General features: G+C 63.8%; 11 protein-coding genes. 8 read left to right on the plus strand and 3 right to left on the minus strand.

The window, feature by feature from the left end; translation table 11 throughout:
* Window positions 1-4: 4 nt before the first annotated feature.
* Window positions 5-1,300 carry a cation:dicarboxylate symporter family transporter gene (locus A3AI_RS0101450; RefSeq protein WP_024513861.1) on the minus strand — a complete coding sequence of 432 codons (1,296 nt, stop codon included), beginning with the start codon at window positions 1,298-1,300 and terminating at the stop codon, window positions 5-7.
* A gap of 136 nt (window positions 1,301-1,436) precedes the next feature.
* On the opposite strand from A3AI_RS0101450, the gene A3AI_RS0101460 reads away from it, so the two are divergent.
* From A3AI_RS0101460 to A3AI_RS49150, 7 genes are all read left to right on the plus strand, one after another.
* Window positions 1,437-2,417: a LysR family transcriptional regulator gene (locus A3AI_RS0101460; RefSeq protein ID WP_024513862.1), complete on the plus strand. Its 981-nt coding sequence runs from the start codon at window positions 1,437-1,439 to the stop codon at window positions 2,415-2,417.
* 223 nt (window positions 2,418-2,640) lie between these two features.
* Window positions 2,641-3,966 (plus strand): MdtA/MuxA family multidrug efflux RND transporter periplasmic adaptor subunit, encoded by a 1,326-nt coding sequence (locus tag A3AI_RS0101465; protein ID WP_024513863.1) that lies wholly within the window; start codon window positions 2,641-2,643, stop codon window positions 3,964-3,966.
* The gene (locus tag A3AI_RS0101470; RefSeq protein WP_024513864.1) at window positions 3,963-7,070 is read left to right on the plus strand and encodes an MdtB/MuxB family multidrug efflux RND transporter permease subunit; all 3,108 of its coding nucleotides are present in this window, start codon (window positions 3,963-3,965) and stop codon (window positions 7,068-7,070) included. Before A3AI_RS0101465 ends, A3AI_RS0101470 begins: the two co-directional genes overlap by 4 nt.
* A gap of 17 nt (window positions 7,071-7,087) precedes the next feature.
* Window positions 7,088-10,375, plus strand: coding sequence for an efflux RND transporter permease subunit (locus A3AI_RS0101475; RefSeq protein WP_024513865.1), 3,288 nt, complete (start codon window positions 7,088-7,090; stop codon window positions 10,373-10,375).
* Window positions 10,376-10,438: 63 nt separating this feature from the next.
* Entirely contained in the window at window positions 10,439-11,902 is a 1,464-nt protein-coding gene (locus A3AI_RS0101480; RefSeq protein ID WP_024513866.1) for an efflux transporter outer membrane subunit, read from the plus strand.
* A gap of 3 nt (window positions 11,903-11,905) precedes the next feature.
* On the plus strand, window positions 11,906-12,217 hold the full coding sequence (locus A3AI_RS41985) for a hypothetical protein (RefSeq protein ID WP_036047259.1): 312 nt from the start codon (window positions 11,906-11,908) through the stop codon (window positions 12,215-12,217).
* On the plus strand, window positions 12,214-12,633 hold the full coding sequence (locus A3AI_RS49150; protein ID WP_024513868.1) for a BA14K family protein: 420 nt from the start codon (window positions 12,214-12,216) through the stop codon (window positions 12,631-12,633). The genes A3AI_RS41985 and A3AI_RS49150 overlap by 4 nt, the downstream gene beginning before the upstream one ends.
* A 95-nt stretch (window positions 12,634-12,728) precedes the next feature.
* On the opposite strand, the gene pncA is transcribed toward A3AI_RS49150, so the two are convergent.
* Both pncA and A3AI_RS0101500 read right to left on the minus strand, forming a co-directional pair.
* Window positions 12,729-13,349: a bifunctional nicotinamidase/pyrazinamidase gene (gene pncA, locus A3AI_RS0101495; RefSeq protein ID WP_024513869.1), complete on the minus strand. Its 621-nt coding sequence runs from the start codon at window positions 13,347-13,349 to the stop codon at window positions 12,729-12,731.
* A gap of 1 nt (window position 13,350) precedes the next feature.
* Window positions 13,351-14,274 carry a LytTR family DNA-binding domain-containing protein gene (locus A3AI_RS0101500; protein ID WP_036047355.1) on the minus strand — a complete coding sequence of 308 codons (924 nt, stop codon included), beginning with the start codon at window positions 14,272-14,274 and terminating at the stop codon, window positions 13,351-13,353.
* Between the two features lie 245 nt (window positions 14,275-14,519).
* Between A3AI_RS0101500 and A3AI_RS0101505 the strand changes: the two genes are divergently transcribed.
* Window positions 14,520-16,181 (plus strand): FAD-dependent oxidoreductase, encoded by a 1,662-nt coding sequence (locus A3AI_RS0101505; protein WP_245286804.1) that lies wholly within the window; start codon window positions 14,520-14,522, stop codon window positions 16,179-16,181.
* Window positions 16,182-16,275: the final 94 nt, after the last annotated feature.

Genomic DNA, 16,275 nt, shown 5'->3' on the forward strand with positions numbered 1-16,275 from the left:
ATACTCACTTCGCAGTCGGTGTTGTGGTGGATGCGGTCCAGGCCGCGGCATCGAACTCGCCGTCCCATTTGGCGACGACGATCGCGGCTACCGCATTGCCGATGGTGTTGGTGATGGCGCGCGCCAGCGACATGAAGCGGTCGATGCCAAGCAAAAGCGCAAGCCCCTCTGCTGGCAGGCCTGCGGCGATTACGGTCGCGGCGAGTGCGGCAAAGGCGCCGCCGGTGACGCCGGCCGCGCCCTTGGAGGTGAACAGCATCACCACGAACAGGCTGAGCTGCTGCGCGGCGGTGAGCTCGATGCCGTAGACCTGAGCGACGAACATGGCGGAGAGCGGCAGCGTCAGCGCAACGCCATCGAGGTTGAAGGAATAGCCGGAGGGAATGACGAGGCCGGCCACAGCGCGACCGACGCCCGCCGCGGGCAGCTTCTCCATCATGCCGGGAATCGCGGTCTCCGACGAGGAGGTGCCGAGCACGACCAGGAGTTCGGTGCGCAGCATGCGCAGCAGGTCCATGAGGCGAATGCCGATAGAGCGGCAGATCACGCCCAGCACGACGAAGATGAAGAACGCCATCATCGCCCAGGCGGTGCCGACCAGCAGCGCGAGCGCATAGAGCGTGCTCACACCGAATTTGGCGACCGTGAACGCCATGGCGCCGAAAGCGCCGATCGGCGCCAGCGCAACGACGACATGCACGACCTTGAACACGAGTTCGGTCACCCGCTCCATGGCACTGCGCAACGTGGCGCCGCGCTCGCCGAGCATCAACAGGCCGATCCCGGTCAGCAGCGCCAACACCAGGACCTGCAGCACGTCGCCCTTGGCAAAGGCGCCAACGAAACTGTCGGGAATCATGTGCTGCAAATAGTCGGACAGCGATTCCATATGCGCCTGCGCAAAGCGCGACACGGTCTGAGCTTGCTGCGCCGTTGCGGGCGCCACGCCCGCACCGGGCTGCACCCAGCGGACAACTACGAGGCTGAGCAGGAGACAAAGCGTGGTGACGGCCTCGAAATAGACGAAGGCCTTGAGCCCGATGCGCCCGACCGCGCGCATGTCGCCGACCTGCGCAATGCCCGTGACCACGACCAGGTAGATCAAGGGCGCGATCGTCATCTTGATCAGGGAAATGAAGACGTCGCCAAGCGGCTTGAAGTCGACGGCCACGGTTGGAAACAGCGCGCCGGCCAGCGCCCCCAGCGCTGCGCCCAGAACGACCAGAACATATTGCTCGCGCCAGAGCGGCTTGCGGCGTCGCGTGACGATTTCAGCGAGCGAAGTGGCGGCGATCTGCAATGTCTTTCCCCCGGGCTTTGGCGGCTGCGCGCGAAGCGTCCTGTTGTTCTTTGGCTTTTTGGACGGATTTACATTGGACCAGGATGCGCGCGGGCGCTAATGCCATATCGGTATGAATTGAGGACGAAACGTCATCATGGACTTGATTTGGCTGGAGGATTTCCTGGCCATCGCCGAGGACGGCGGGTTCTCCCGCGCCGCCGAGCGCCGCCATGTCACCCAGCCTGCGCTCAGCCGTCGCATCAGGGCCCTGGAGGATTGGCTGGGAACATCGCTGTTCGAACGCTCTTCGCATACGCTCACGCTGACACCCGCCGGCAAGACGTTTCGCACGGTTGCGGAGGACGTGCTGCGCCGCGTCGTGGCCGGCCGCGAGGAAGCGCTCGAGGTGGCTCGTCTGAAGGCGGAAACTGTCCATTTCGCGGCAACGCATGCACTGTCGCAGACCTTCTTTCCGCAATGGATCCGGAGCGCCGACAGCGCGGCGGCCGGCGCCGGCGTCCAGCTGGTGGCGGCAAATTTCGCGGCCTGCGAAAAGCTGCTGCTGGATGCACGGGTGCATTTCCTGCTCGCGCATCATCATACGGCGCTGGCGAGTCGGCTGGATTCCGATCATTTTCAGCGCATCGAATTGGACAGCGACGTGCTGATTCCTGTCTCGGCACCGCTGGCACGTGCCGGACGTCGCGGCAGGACCAAAACGAGGGGCAAGTCCAGCGCCAGGCCGCGTTACTGCTTGCCCGGCTCGGATGCAGCTCCCCTGCCCTATCTCGCCTATCATCCCGGCTCCGGCATCGGCCGCATCGTCAGCGCGGTGCTGGCCGGCAAGGAGCCGGCGCCTGCCCTGGTACCGAGCTTTGCTGCGCCGGTGATGCTGTTGATCGACATGGCCCGTGAAGGACGAGGCATCACCTGGGCGCCGCACAGCCTGGTCGAAGACGACCTCGCCACAGGCCGGCTGTTACGGGCCGGCGCGGAAGAGTGGGACATCGCCATCAGCATCTGCCTGTTCCGCCCGCGCTCGCGCATGACCAACTCCGCGGAAGCGTTCTGGAGCGCCGTCCCAAAGGACAGGCCGGGACGGAAATCGCTGGTCGCGTTGCCGCGGGAACGGTGAGCCCCACCGACGGCCATGATGACGGCCCTCGGTCGGACGTTGCGGATTTGCCTCAGCAAATCGGATTTGACGATAAAATGCTAATTCTTTCAGAAAGTTAATGGGACAAGCCGCCGACGAAACGTTCAAAATGTTGTGGGTCGGAATGTCCTGGGGATGGCGGAACGGGTAATCTCCGGGCACGACGAAAACTCTATCCTTCAACCCGTGTGACTTAAGGTTCATGGACAAGCCGCTCAAGCCGCCACCGACCGGGAAGCCTCTGGTCGAATCCTCGCCCGCCAAGCCGCGGTCTCGCAAGGGTTCCGTGATCACGACGATCATCGTGCTCTTGCTGATCGGGGGCGTCGTCTGGTGGACCAAGCAGAACCCGGCGCCGCAACAGCAGGGCCGCGGCGGCTTTGGCCGCAACGCCCCGCCGATGTCCGTCGTCGACGAGACCATCAAGAAGGGCGACATCAACATCACCCTGAACGGGCTGGGCACGGTCACCTCGCTCGCCACCGTCACCATCAGGAGCCAGATCAGCGGCTACCTGATGAAGATCGATTTCACTGAGGGCAATGAGGTCAAGAAGGGCGACCTGTTGGCGGAGATCGATCCCCGACCCTATGAAGCAGCGCTGGCGCAAGCCAAAGGCCAGCTGGCCCGCGACGAAGCGCTGCTAAAGGGCGCGCAGGTCGACCTGCAGCGCTATCAGGGCCTCGCTGCGCAGAACGCTGTGCCGCATCAGACGCTGGACACGCAAATCGCCCTGGTGGCACAGGACCAGGGCACGGTCGAGGCGGACCGCGCCGCCGTGAAATCGGCCGAGGTCAACCTGAACTACACCAGGATCGTGTCACCGGTCGATGGGCGCGTCGGTATCCGCGCGGTCGACCAGGGCAACTACGTCACAGCGGGCGATACCAACGGCATTGTCGTGGTGACACAGCTTGCGCCGATCAGCGTGCTGTTCACCGTTCCTGAGGACAATCTGCAGGCCATCGCCAGGCGCCTGCAGGCGGGCGCCGTACTGCCGGCGGCCGCGCTCGACCGCGGCGGCGCCAACAAGCTCGCAGACGGCACGCTTGCGACCTTCGACAGCCAGATCGACCAGACCACGGGCACGATCAAGCTGCGCGCGCTGTTTCCGAACGAGCAGCGCACGCTCTATCCGAACCAGTTCGTCAACATCCGTCTCCTGCTCGACACCCACAAGGACGTGACGACGATGTCGACCGCCGGCATCCAGCGCGGCGTGCCCGGAACGTTCGTCTATCTAATCAATCCCGACAGCACGGTGTCGGTGCGGCCGGTCAAGCTTGGCATCACCGACGGCGACCGCGTCGAGGTGCTCTCCGGCATCTCGCCGGGCGATCGCGTTGTGATCGACGGTGCGGACAAGCTGCGCGACGGCGCCAAGATCGCCTTGCGCAACGCGGCCGATGCCGGCAACGCGCCTGGTGCACCCGGAGCGGGCCAGAGCAGTCCGGACAATGGCGGCGAGAACCATCCGAATGGCGGCAAGAAGCGGCACTCGGACGGTGGACAAAAGCAGCAACAATGAACCCATCGCAGCCATTTATCCTACGGCCGGTCGCGACCACGCTGCTCATGATCGCCATCATGCTCTCGGGCATGCTGGCGTTCAGATTCCTGCCGGTGGCAGCGCTGCCCGAGGTGGATTATCCGACCATCCAGGTGCAGACCTTCTATCCCGGCGCCAGCCCCGATGTGATGACGTCCTCGGTGACGGCACCGCTGGAGGTGCAGTTCGGGCAAATGCCGAACCTGAACCAGATGAGCTCGGTAAGCTCGGCCGGCGCATCCGTTATCACGCTGCAATTCGGTTTGAGCATCACGCTCGACGTCGCCGAGCAGGAGGTGCAGGCCGCGATCAATGCGGCGGGCAATCTGTTGCCCTCCGACCTGCCGGCGCCGCCGATCTACGCCAAGGTCAACCCGGCCGACGCCCCGATCCTGACGCTGGGCCTGACCTCGAAGACCATGCAGCTCACCAAGGTCGAGGATTTCGCCGACACGCGGCTCGCGCAGAAGATCTCGCAGCTTCCCGGCGTCGGCCTCGTCAGCATCAGCGGCGGCCAGCGCCCGGCGGTGCGCATCCGCGCCGACATCCGCAAGCTTGCGGCCTATGGTCTCAACATCGACGATCTGCGCACCACCCTCGGCAACGCCAACGTCAACACGCCCAAGGGCAATTTCGACGGCCCGATGCGGGCCTATACCATCAATGCCAACGACCAGATCCACAACGCCGCCGACTACGCGTCGCTGATTGTCGCCTACAAGAACGGCTCGCCGGTCCGCCTCAGCGATGTCGGCGACGTCGTCGACGGTGCACAGAACGACAAGCTCGGCGCCTGGATGAACGAGACGCCAGCCATCATCCTCAACATCCAGCGGCAGCCCGGCGCCAACGTGATCTCGGTGGTCGACGGCATCAAGGCGTTATTGCCGTCATTGCAGGCGACGCTGCCAGCCGCGATCGATCTCTCTATCCTGACGGACCGTACGGTCACCATTCGCGCGTCCGTCCAGGACGTCGAATATGAGCTGACCCTCGCCGTGATCCTGGTCGTGCTGGTCATTTTCGTGTTCCTGCGCTCGGCGCGCGCGACCCTGATCCCGAGCCTGTCGGTGCCGCTGTCGCTGGTCGGCACGCTGGGCGCGATGTACATGTTCGGATTCAGCCTGAACAATCTCTCGCTGATGGCGCTGACGATCGCGACCGGCTTCGTGGTCGACGACGCCATCGTCGTGATCGAGAACATCTCCCGCTATATCGAGGAAGGCGAAACGCCGCTGCAGGCGGCGCTGCACGGCTCCGAGCAGATCGGCTTCACCATCATCTCGCTGACGGTGTCGCTGATCGCCGTGCTGATCCCGCTTCTGTTCATGGGCGACGTGGTCGGCCGCCTGTTCCGCGAATTCGCCATCACGCTCGCCGTGACCATCCTGATCTCGGCCGTGGTGTCGCTGACGCTGGTGCCGATGGCCTGCGCCAAGCTGCTCAAGGCCGAGGACGAGGCGCATGAGAACGCATTCCAGCGCTTCAACCGCGAAGCCTTCGACCGCGTAATCGCGTTTTACGGCCACACTCTGAACTGGGTGCTGAACCGACAGACCTTCGTGCTCCTGATTGCGCTTGCGACGTTTGCGCTGACCGCCTGGCTCTACATCGTGATCCCCAAGGGCTTCTTTCCGCTGCAGGACTCCGGCGTGATCCAGGCGATCTCGGAGGCGCCGCAATCGGTGTCCTACGCCGCGATGGCCGAGCGGCAGCAGCAGCTCGCGAGCATCATCCTCAAGGACCCGGAGGTCGAGAGCCTTTCCTCCTTCATTGGCGTGGACGGGACCAACACCACGCTGAACAACGGCCGCATCCTGATCAATCTAAAGCCCCATGATCAGCGCAAGTCCGATATCGCGACCGTCATGCAGCGGATCAAGAATGCAACGTCCGGGCTGACCGGCGTTACCCTCTACATGCAGCCAGTGCAGGACCTGACCATCGAGGGCACCGTCAGCAAGACGCAATACCAGTTCATCCTGCAGGACGCAGATCCCGCGCAGCTCGCCGAATGGACGCCCAAGCTTGTCGACAAGCTGCGGACGCTGCCGCAATTCGCCGACGTCGCAAGCGACATCGCGGCGCAGGGCCTTGCCGTCTCCATCGACATCGACCGCGACCAGGCGGCGCGTTTCGGCATCACGCCTGCGACCATCGACAACGCGCTCTACGATTCCTACGGCCAGCGCATCGTCTCGACCATTTTCACCAACTCCAACCAGTACCGCGTCATCCTCGAGGCCGACCCCGCCCTGCAGACCTCGCTGAAATCGCTGGGCGACATCTACCTGCCGTCCTCAGTGAGCAGCACGCCGGTTCCGCTGATGACGATGGCCAGGGTGCGGGAGACGATTGCGCCGCTGCAGGTGTCGCATCTCGGACAGTTTCCGTCGGCGACCATATCCTTCAACCTGGCGCCGGACGCTTCGCTTGGCGAGGCGGTCGCCGCCGTCAAGCAGGCGCAAATCGATATCGGCCAGCCGATCGGCCTCATCACGAGCTTCCAGGGTGCTGCGCTTGCCTTCCAGGCCTCGCTGAACAACCAGCTCTTCCTGATCCTCGCGGCGATCGTGGTGGTCTATATTGTGCTGGGCGTCCTCTATGAGAGCTTCATTCATCCGCTCACCATTCTGTCCACGCTGCCCTCGGCCGGCATCGGCGCGCTGCTGGCCCTGATGATCGGCGGCCACGACCTGACCATCGTCGCGATCATCGGCATTATTCTCCTGATCGGCATCGTGAAGAAGAACGCGATCATGATGATCGACTTCGCGCTCGACGCCGAGCGTAATGATGGGCTCGCGCCGCGCGATGCCATCTACCAGGCCTGCCTCTTGCGGTTCCGGCCGATCCTGATGACGACGATGGCAGCAATCCTCGGCGCGCTGCCGCTGATGCTCGGCACCGGCGCCGGCTCGGAGCTGCGCCATCCGCTCGGCGTGTCCATTGTCGGCGGCCTTCTGGTCAGCCAGCTCCTGACGCTCTACACCACGCCGGTAATCTATCTGTGGTTCGACCGGTTGGCGATCCGCTTCGGCGGACGGCCACACGGTATCGGCCAGGTCAGCGGGTCGCATTAAGGCAAGGCGATCAGACAATGGGTCCGTCCACACCCTTCATTCGACGACCGGTCGCAACGACGCTGCTGACCTTCGGACTCGCGGCGGCGGGCGCGGTGGCCTTTTTCAAGCTGCCGGTCTCGCCGCTGCCGCAGGTGGACTTTCCGACCATCTCGGTGCAGGCGACGCTGCCCGGCGCGAGCCCGCAGGATGTCGCAACAACCGTGGCGAGCCCGCTCGAGCGGCATCTTGGGCAGATTGCGGATGTCACCGAGATGACATCGTCGAGCTCGGTGGGGCAGACCCGGATCACCCTGCAGTTCGGCCTGAACCGCGATATCAATGGCGCGGCGCGGGACGTCCAGGCCGCCATCAATGCGGCGCGCGCAGACCTGCCGACCAGCCTGCGCAGCAATCCGACCTATCGCAAGGTCAATCCGGCCGATGCACCGATCCTGGTCCTGGCCCTGACCTCCGACACGCTGACGCGCGGCGAGCTTTACGACGCGGCCTCGACCGTGCTGGCACAAAAGCTGTCGCAGGTCGACGGCATCGGCGAGGTCGTGGTCGGTGGCGGCTCGCTTCCCGCAGTCCGCGTCGACTTGATCCCGCAGGCCCTCTACAAATACGGCGTTGGCCTGGAAGATGTCCGCGCGGCGCTCGGGAATACCAATGCCCATAGCCCGAAGGGCGGCATCGACGTCGGCGACCAGCGCTATCAGATCTATGCCAACGATCAGGCCAACAAGGCCGACGACTACAAACCCTTGGTCATCGCTTATCGCAATGGCGCGGCGGTGCGTCTTTCCGATGTGGGCGAGGTCAGCGACGGGCAGGAAAACATCCGCAATGCGGGGCTTGCCAATGGCAAGCCGGCTATCCTGATCATCCTTTACCGGCAGCCGGGCGCCAACATCATCTCGACCGTCGATGCCGTGAAGGACCTGATGCCGATGCTGCGCGCCTCGGTTTCGCCGGCAATCGACATGGGGTTGGCGGTCGATCGCTCGACCACCATCCGCACCTCGCTGCACGACGTCGAGCGGACCCTGGTTCTGGCCGTCCTGCTCGTCATCCTCGTGGTGTTCGCGTTTCTGCGGAACCTGCGTGCGACCGTCATTCCGGTGGTCGCGGTCTCGGTCTCGCTGGTTGCGACGTTCGGGGCCATGTACCTCATGGGCTACAGCCTCGACAATCTCTCCCTGATGGCGCTGACGGTTGCGACCGGCTTCGTCGTCGACGACGCCATCGTGGTGCTGGAAAACATCACGCGTTATCTGGAAGAGGGAATGTCACCGTTCGAGGCCTCCCTGAAAGGCGCGAGCGAGGTCGGCTTCACCGTGCTCTCGATGAGCATCTCGCTGATTGCCGTGTTCATCCCGATCCTCCTGATGGGCGGCATCGTCGGACGGCTGTTCCGCGAATTCGCGATGGTCATCTCGATCTCCATCCTGATTTCGCTGGCCGTCTCACTGTCCACGACGCCGATGATGTGTTCGGTCTTGCTCAAGCCGTTGGCGGCCGAAGGACACGGCTGGCTCTACCGCACGTCAGAACGCTTTTTCGAGGCGATGCTCGGTTTTTACCGACGCACCCTGACAGCAGCGCTGGAGCATCCGCTGTCCGTGATGCTGATCCTGCTCGCGGTGTTCGGACTGAATTTCTACCTGTATGAGGCCATCCCCAAGGGCTTCTTTCCGCAACAGGATACGGGGCGCATCATCGGCATCATCCAGGCCGATCAGAGTATCTCGTTCCAGCTGATGCAGCAGAAGCTCTCGCAATTCGAGAACATCATCAAGAAGGACCCCGCCGTCGAAACAGTGGTGGGCTTCACCGGAGGCGGACAGACCAATTCCGGCTTCATGTTCCTTTCGCTTTACCCTACCGGCCAGCGCAAGATCTCCGCCGATGGCGTGATCAACCGACTGCGGCGCGAGATGGCGGTGGTGCCCGGTGCAACGCTGTTCCTGCAAGCGGTGCAGGACATTCGCGTCGGCGGCCGCGCCAGCAATGCCCAATACCAATACACGCTGCAGGCTCCTACTCTGGAAGAGCTGAGCGAGTGGACGCCGAAGATCGTGACCGCCCTGCAGCGCGAGCACAATCTTGCCGACGTCAACAGCGACCAGCAGAACAAGGGGCTGGAATCCGATCTCGTGATCGATCGCGACGCTGCGGCCAGGCTCGGCGTCACGGTGAGCCAGATCGACAACACGCTGTATGACGCCTTCGGCCAGCGCCAGGTATCGACCATCTATGTCGCGCGCAACCAGTATCACGTCATCATGGAGGTCGCACCGCGCTACTGGCAAAACCCGGAGACGCTGAAGGACGTCTATGTCAGCACGTCGGGCGCATCGGTCGGGGGTTCGCAGTCGACCAACGCGGTGGCCGGCACCGTCGTTGCCGGAGGCGCTTCCTTCAGCGCGAACTCCGCCAATACCCAGGCCGCGCGCAATCTCGCCACCAACTCGATCGGCGCCACCGGCAAGGGCGTTTCCTCGACGGGCTCGGCCGTGAGCACCAGCCAGGAAACGATGATTCCGTTGTCCGCGGTCGCGCATTTCACCAATGGCGCGACGCCGCTTGGCGTCAATCACCAGGGCCTGCTTGTCGCGAGTACCATCTCCTTCAACCTGCCCGAGGGCGTTTCACTTGGCACGGCGGCCGCGACCATCGAGGCCACCATGAACCGGATCGGCGTGCCGGCGACGATTCGCGGCACCTTCCAGGGCACCGCAAAGGCGTTTCAGGATTCGCTCAACAACCAGCCGTTCCTGATCCTTGCGGCGCTGGTGACGATCTACATCGTGCTCGGCGTTCTCTACGAAAGCTACGTGCATCCGCTCACCATTCTCTCGACACTGCCCTCGGCCGGCGTCGGCGCACTCCTCGCGCTGATGGCCTTCAGGACCGAGTTCAGCATCATGGCGCTGATAGGCGTCATTCTGTTGATCGGCATTGTCAAGAAGAACGCGATCATGATGATCGACTTCGCGCTTGAAGCCGAGCGCAAGCGCGGCCTTTCGCCGCTCGATGCGATTCGCGAAGCCTGCCTGTTGCGCTTCCGCCCGATCATGATGACCACCATGGCCGCCATGCTCGGCGCGGTGCCGCTGGCGATCGGCGTCGGCGATGGCGGCGAGTTGCGCCAGCCACTCGGCATCTCCATCGTCGGCGGGCTCGCGTTGAGTCAGCTGCTGACGCTTTATTCCACACCTGTGATCTATTTGTATCTGGACAGGCTTCGCCTCCGGAGCCAACGTCGTCGGGGCAACGTGGCACCTTACACGCCCGGGCCGTCACTGCAGCCAGGCGAGTAAATGCCGAAATCCCTATCAGCCAGAGTTGTCAAAGGCATCCCGGCGCTTGTCCGGCGTGAGCCCATGCGCGTCGGCGCAAGGCCTCGCGCGGCGGTCGCCCTGTTTGCGCTTGTCCTCTGCCCGGGACTGTCGGGCTGCATCCTCGGCTCGGAGCGGCCCGAGCTAAATCTCGACGTGCCGGCAGCCTATCGCGCCGCGCCGAAGGGGGCTGCGGCTGATAGAGCGGTGCCGGCGTTAGACTGGTGGCACGGCTTCCGCTCCAGCGAACTAACTGCGCTGATGGATGCGGCGCAGGTCTATAACTACGACATTGCCGTTGCGATCGCGCAGATCGTCCAGGCCGATGCCCAGGTCGGCGTCTCCGGCGCTGCGCTGTTGCCAACCATCAGCGGGAATGCCAGCTCTGAGCGCGAGCGAACCGCGAGCTCCGGATCCAGCAGCCTGACCGGCATCGGCAACAGCGGCAACTCGACATTCTCGGTCTACTCGTCCAGCCTCACCGCAAGCTACATCCTCGACTTCTGGGGCAAGAATCGCGCAACGCTCTCGGCCTCCGAGGAAAGCGCGACCGCCTCGCGCTACAATCGCGAAGTGGTCACGCTGACCACGATGGCGACCGTCGCCAACACCTATTTCACGATTCTCGCCGCGCAGGATCAGATTCGCGTCACCCGGCAGAACCTCGCCGCGGCCGAGCGGATCCTGAATCTGATCAGGACCCAGTTTGCCGGCGGCACAGCCTCGCAGCTGGATTTGTCGCAACAGGAAGCCCTGGTCGCGACCGAGCGCGCGGCTATTCCCCCGCTTGAAGTGACGCGCGACCAGAACATCGCCGCACTCGCGGTGCTGGTCGGGAGAGCGCCCGCGAATTTCAACGTGCGCGGCGGCTCGACCGGCCAGATCGTGGTGCCGCGGGTCACCCCGGGCCTGCCGTCGGAACTGCTCTATCAGCGGCCCGATATCCGCCAGGCCGAGGCGACGCTCGCCGCCTCCAATTTCAGTGTCGAGGCGGCACGCGCGGCATTCTTTCCGCAGATCCAGCTGACGGGGGCCACGGGCATCCAGAGCACCGCGTTCGCCTCGCTGTTCACGCCGGGCGCGTGGTTCTACACCATGACCGCGAGCCTGACACAACCGATCTTCGACGGCTTCCTGCTGGAGAGCCAGCTGAAGCAGGCCAAGGGCTTGCAACTGCAGGACCTGCAGACCTATCGCAAGGCTGTGATCTCGGCCTTCTCCGACGTCGAGAAGGCGCTGATCGGACTGCAGAAGTTTACGCTGCAGGAGCGCCTGCAGCAGGATGCGGTGGCGGCATCGCGCAAGGCCTTCGAGGTCGCGGAGACGCAGCTGCGCGGCGGCACCGTCAACCTCGTCACTGTGCTTCAGGCCGAGCAGACGCTGTTCACCGCGGAAAACAATCTCGTCACGGTGCGACTGAACAAGCTGCTCGCCGCCTCGAGCCTGTTCCAGGCGCTCGGCGGCGGCTGGACGCCGCAGGGCACACTGGCTGCGGCCTCGGTGGAGTGAGCGATGCGTACACGGTATTCATGCGCGATTGTTCTTTCGACCTGCATCGCCCTGGGGCCCGCATTCGGCCAGTCCACCATCCCAGTGCCGCCAAATGGCGTGCCGCTCAGCTTCGGCATGACGCCCGATCAGGCGTCGCAAGTGCTCGGCGTGCCGCTCAATTATGTTCGAGGCACGCGTGGAAATGAGCTGTTGGTGGCTATCCCCAATGTGAAAGGCAGCGCGCTTTCCGTCCGAAGCGATGGGCTGTACCTGCAATTTCGCAAGGGACATCTCACGGGATGGAAAGGTGATTGGGGGAGGATCCGGCCATGAATGACGAGCTTGTGGCAATGATGTTTCGCTCACGCAAAGCCGGCGTCGCACTGCTCGCTTCGCTGCTGCTGACTGCGCCGGCGTTGGCCGATGACTACGGCCCGCGTCAGCTGCGCTACGGTGTCACCAGTCCCTGGTGGACCTTTGACGCGCGCAACGACGACCGTGACGTCCCAACCAACGGCATGTTTCCGGGAAATTTCGCGGCCAACCCGCCCGCCGCTTCAATCGGCAGCGCGGGCTGGCTCGAGAGCAACCCGTACCGCTCGCCGCGGCCCTATCCGTCCCAGGTCTATTTCGGACCATCGAACGACACGAGCATCTGCGCGCGGCGCTATCGCTCCTATGATCCGGCCTCTCACACCTATCTGGGCAAGGACGGCGTCCGTCACGCTTGCACACTGGCGACGCGCTAAAGCACGATGAGATTCGGTTGAATCGTCATCGCGCTTTTGGTCTTTGATTGAGCATGATCTTTTCGGAAAACCGCTACACACTTCCGGATCATGCGCTAGCTGAGGTCAGCCAGACGCTGCACGCCGGCGTCGCGCATGCTTGTCCAGGCTGACGCCAGCGAGCCGGCCAGGTCGATCGCCCGGCAGCCTGCTTCGATCACGACTGTCTCAAAGCCCAGCCGTCGCGCGTCGACCGCCGAATAGTGCACGCAATAATCGGTCGCGAGCCCGACCAGGAAAATCCGCTTCAAGCCGCGTTCACGCAAATAACCGGCGAGCCCGGTCGGGGTATGGCGGTCATTCTCATAGAAGGCGGAATAGGAATCGATCTCGCGGCGAAAGCCCTTGCGGATGATGAGCTCGGCGCGCTCGATCGCGAGTTGGGGATGAAACGCCGCTCCCGCCGAGCCCTGCACGCAATGATCGGGCCACAGCGTCTGCGGGCCGTAATCCATGGTGATGGTCTGAAATGGCGCGGCATCAGGATGGCTGGTCGCAAATGACGAGTGACCGGCAGGATGCCAGTCCTGCGTCAGCACGACATGTGCGAAGCGCTGCGCAAGCCGGTTGATCATCGGGACGACGGCGTCGCCATCGGCGACGGCCAGGGTGCCGCCAGGGCAAAAATCGTTCTGCACGTCTATCACAAGCAGCAAGTCCGAAGGCAGCGTATCCATGTCAGTTACCGGTCCCCTTGATTGCGGCGACCGCATCACGGTAGCGCCGGCTGCCGGCGATCATCTCGCCGGTATCCATTTTCGCGACAAAGTCGCCATTGGAACGGCTTTCAATCGCAACCACCCGCATCATGTTGACGAGCCGGGTGCGATGAATGCGAACGAAGCCAAAAGGCTTCAGCCTGCTTTCTTCGCCGGCCAGCGTGCCGCGGATCAGGTGCCGCGCGTCAGCCAGCGCAAACTCGACATAGTTTCCGGCCGACGTCACCGAGACGATTTGCACAGGATCGACCCGAATGCTCCTCGCGCCGTCGCGCAGCCAGATTTCAGGCGGCCGCGCATCCGACGGGGCCTGCGTGACAGCGGGCTCTGCCGCGGCGGTCTTGCGATCGATCAGCCAGAACACCAAGGCGATCATGAAGGCCGAGACGAGGTCCTTGCGGAACTCGGTCACGAACTCGTCTCGCCAGTGAAAATCATGAGTGCTGCCGATCATGCCGTAGACGAGATGTCGCAGCGCCACCATGAACGTAATGTGCAGTAGCGCATAGACGATCATCGACAGTGCAATGACGATCAGGGCGATGCGGCGGTCGCCCGTCGTGGACAGCCTATCGACACTGCGCTTGATCAGCGGCAACAGGCAGATGATGACCAGCGCGCTGGTGATCTCGTCCAGCACCGGCCCCTGCAGCTCAGCCCAGCTGGCGGATCCCGCATGCTGAGCCGCACTCAGCACATTGACGCAGCCGGCGGCGACGACGAGCAGCGCAACCCAGCCATAGGCCGCCAGCCACCGTCCGCCGACCCCTCTCAGGCGTCCGCTCGTCCCGGCGATCCCTTGCTGGTCACGCGAGGGCGCACGGCCATCCCATGCCGGATCGACTGATGCGGTCGTTGAGGGTCTATTGCGGCCGTCGAACATGCCAGATGCGCCGGCGGGTTGGGCGAATTTGCGGGCAAGCTTAGCAACTTTGCGGTTCGCCGCGAAGCGCCGTGAGGTGACCAATGCACCGAAGAGATTTTTTGGCGGCCTGCGCGATCGTTCCCCTGGTGGGACCAGATCCTTTCCTTCGGCCTGCAGACGCGGCCGAATTGGCAGCAGGGCGAGCCATTGAACGCGTCCGGCCGTCCAGCCCGGATTGGCCCTCGGATCAGGCCTGGGACCAGTTGAAGCAAGCCGTCGGCGGCAGGCTCGTCAGGGTCGAGACGCCGCTCGCCGCCTGCAGGCAGCCGGACGGGCTCGAAGCCTGCGCCGCCCTCTTCAAGGAATTGAAAAACCCCTACTACATCCGCGACCAGGTCGGGGTCACGCAGACGCTGGGCTGGATCGACGCCTGGACGTATCAGCCGAGCGTCTATGCGGTGGCCGCCCGGCAGGCCAGCGATATCGTCGCTGCCGTCAACTTTGCGCGCGAGCGCAATCTCCGCCTTGCCGTCAAAGGCGGCGGCCACAGCTATCTCGGCACTTCCAACGCGCCGGACTCGCTTCTGATCTGGACCCGCGCCATGGACGAGATCATCGTGCATGACGCCTTCGTCGGCCAGGGCTGCAGCGATGCGCCGCAACAGGCTGTCTCGATCGGCGCCGGCGCGATCTGGATGCATGCCTACAACGCGGTAGCCACCAAATCCGGCCGTTACGTCCAGGGCGGCGGCTGCGGCACGGTCGGCGTGGCCGGCCTCGTGCAAGGCGGCGGCTTCGGCAGTTTTTCTAAGCGATATGGCACGGCAGCCGCGAGCCTGCTGGAAGCCGAGATCGTCACCGCCGACGGGCGTCTGCGGATCGCAAACGCCAGTGAGCATCCCGACCTGTTCTGGGCGTTGAAAGGCGGTGGCGGCGGGACGTTCGGCGTGGTGACGCGCGTCACCCTGCGTACCCATCCGTTGCCGGATTTTTTCGGCGGCGTATTCGCGTCCGTGCAGGCCAACAGCGATGCGGCGTTCCGCGCGCTGATCGGCCGTTTCGTTGCTTTCTACGCCGACGAGCTTCACAACGCCCATTGGGGCGAGATCGTCAACCTGCGACGCCGCAACACATTTGAAATCAGCATGTCGTTCCAGGGTTTCTCGCGCGACCAGGCCGAGAGCATCTGGCAGCCGTTCTTCGATTGGCTCAAGGCCTCGCCGGCGGACTACACCATCACCTCCGCACCGCTGGTGGTTGCAATCCCCGCGCGGCATCTCTGGGATCCGGATTTTCTCCGCGCCCATTTCCCGCAGGCTATCCAAACCGACGATCGCCCCGGCACCTCGCCGGACAACATCTTCTGGGCCGGCAACCTCGCCGAGGCCGGCCACGTTCTCTATGGCTTTCAATCGATCTGGCTGCCGGCATCCCTGCTCACGCAAGGTCGGCAGGAGCAACTTGCGAACACGCTGTTTGCCGCAAGCCGCCAGCACCCGCTCGAGCTGCATTTTCAGAAGGGGCTGTCGGGCGCCTCCGATGAGGTCATCACTGCCGCGCGCGACACCGCAACCAATCCTGATGTGCTCAGCGCCTTCATGCTCGTGATCGTCGCCGGCGAAGGACCGCCGGCCTATCCTGGGCTTGCGGGCCACGAACCCAATCTTGCCAACGCCCGCAACGAAGCCGCGCAGATCAGCCGCGCGATGGGCGAGCTCAGGAGAATTGCGCCGGCAGCTGGATCGTATGTCGCCGAGAGCGATTATTTTGAATCGAACTGGCAGCAATCCTATTGGGGGCCAAACTATCCGCACCTGCTCGCCATCAAGGGAAAATACGACCCGCAGGGCCTGTTCTTCGTCCGACATGGCGTCGGCACCGAGAACTGGAGCGATGATGGCTTTTCCGGAACGATTCCAGGCTAGACGCCCGTAACAGCCGGGAACGGAACCCGCCGATCGATCCAAAAACGGTATCGATCGATACTGCCTTCGGCTTGGACCGGGCTTGCACATCTCT

Origin of the sequence: Bradyrhizobium sp. Tv2a-2 (assembly GCF_000472425.1) — a bacterium.
Classification (GTDB): Bacteria; Pseudomonadota; Alphaproteobacteria; order Rhizobiales; family Xanthobacteraceae; genus Bradyrhizobium.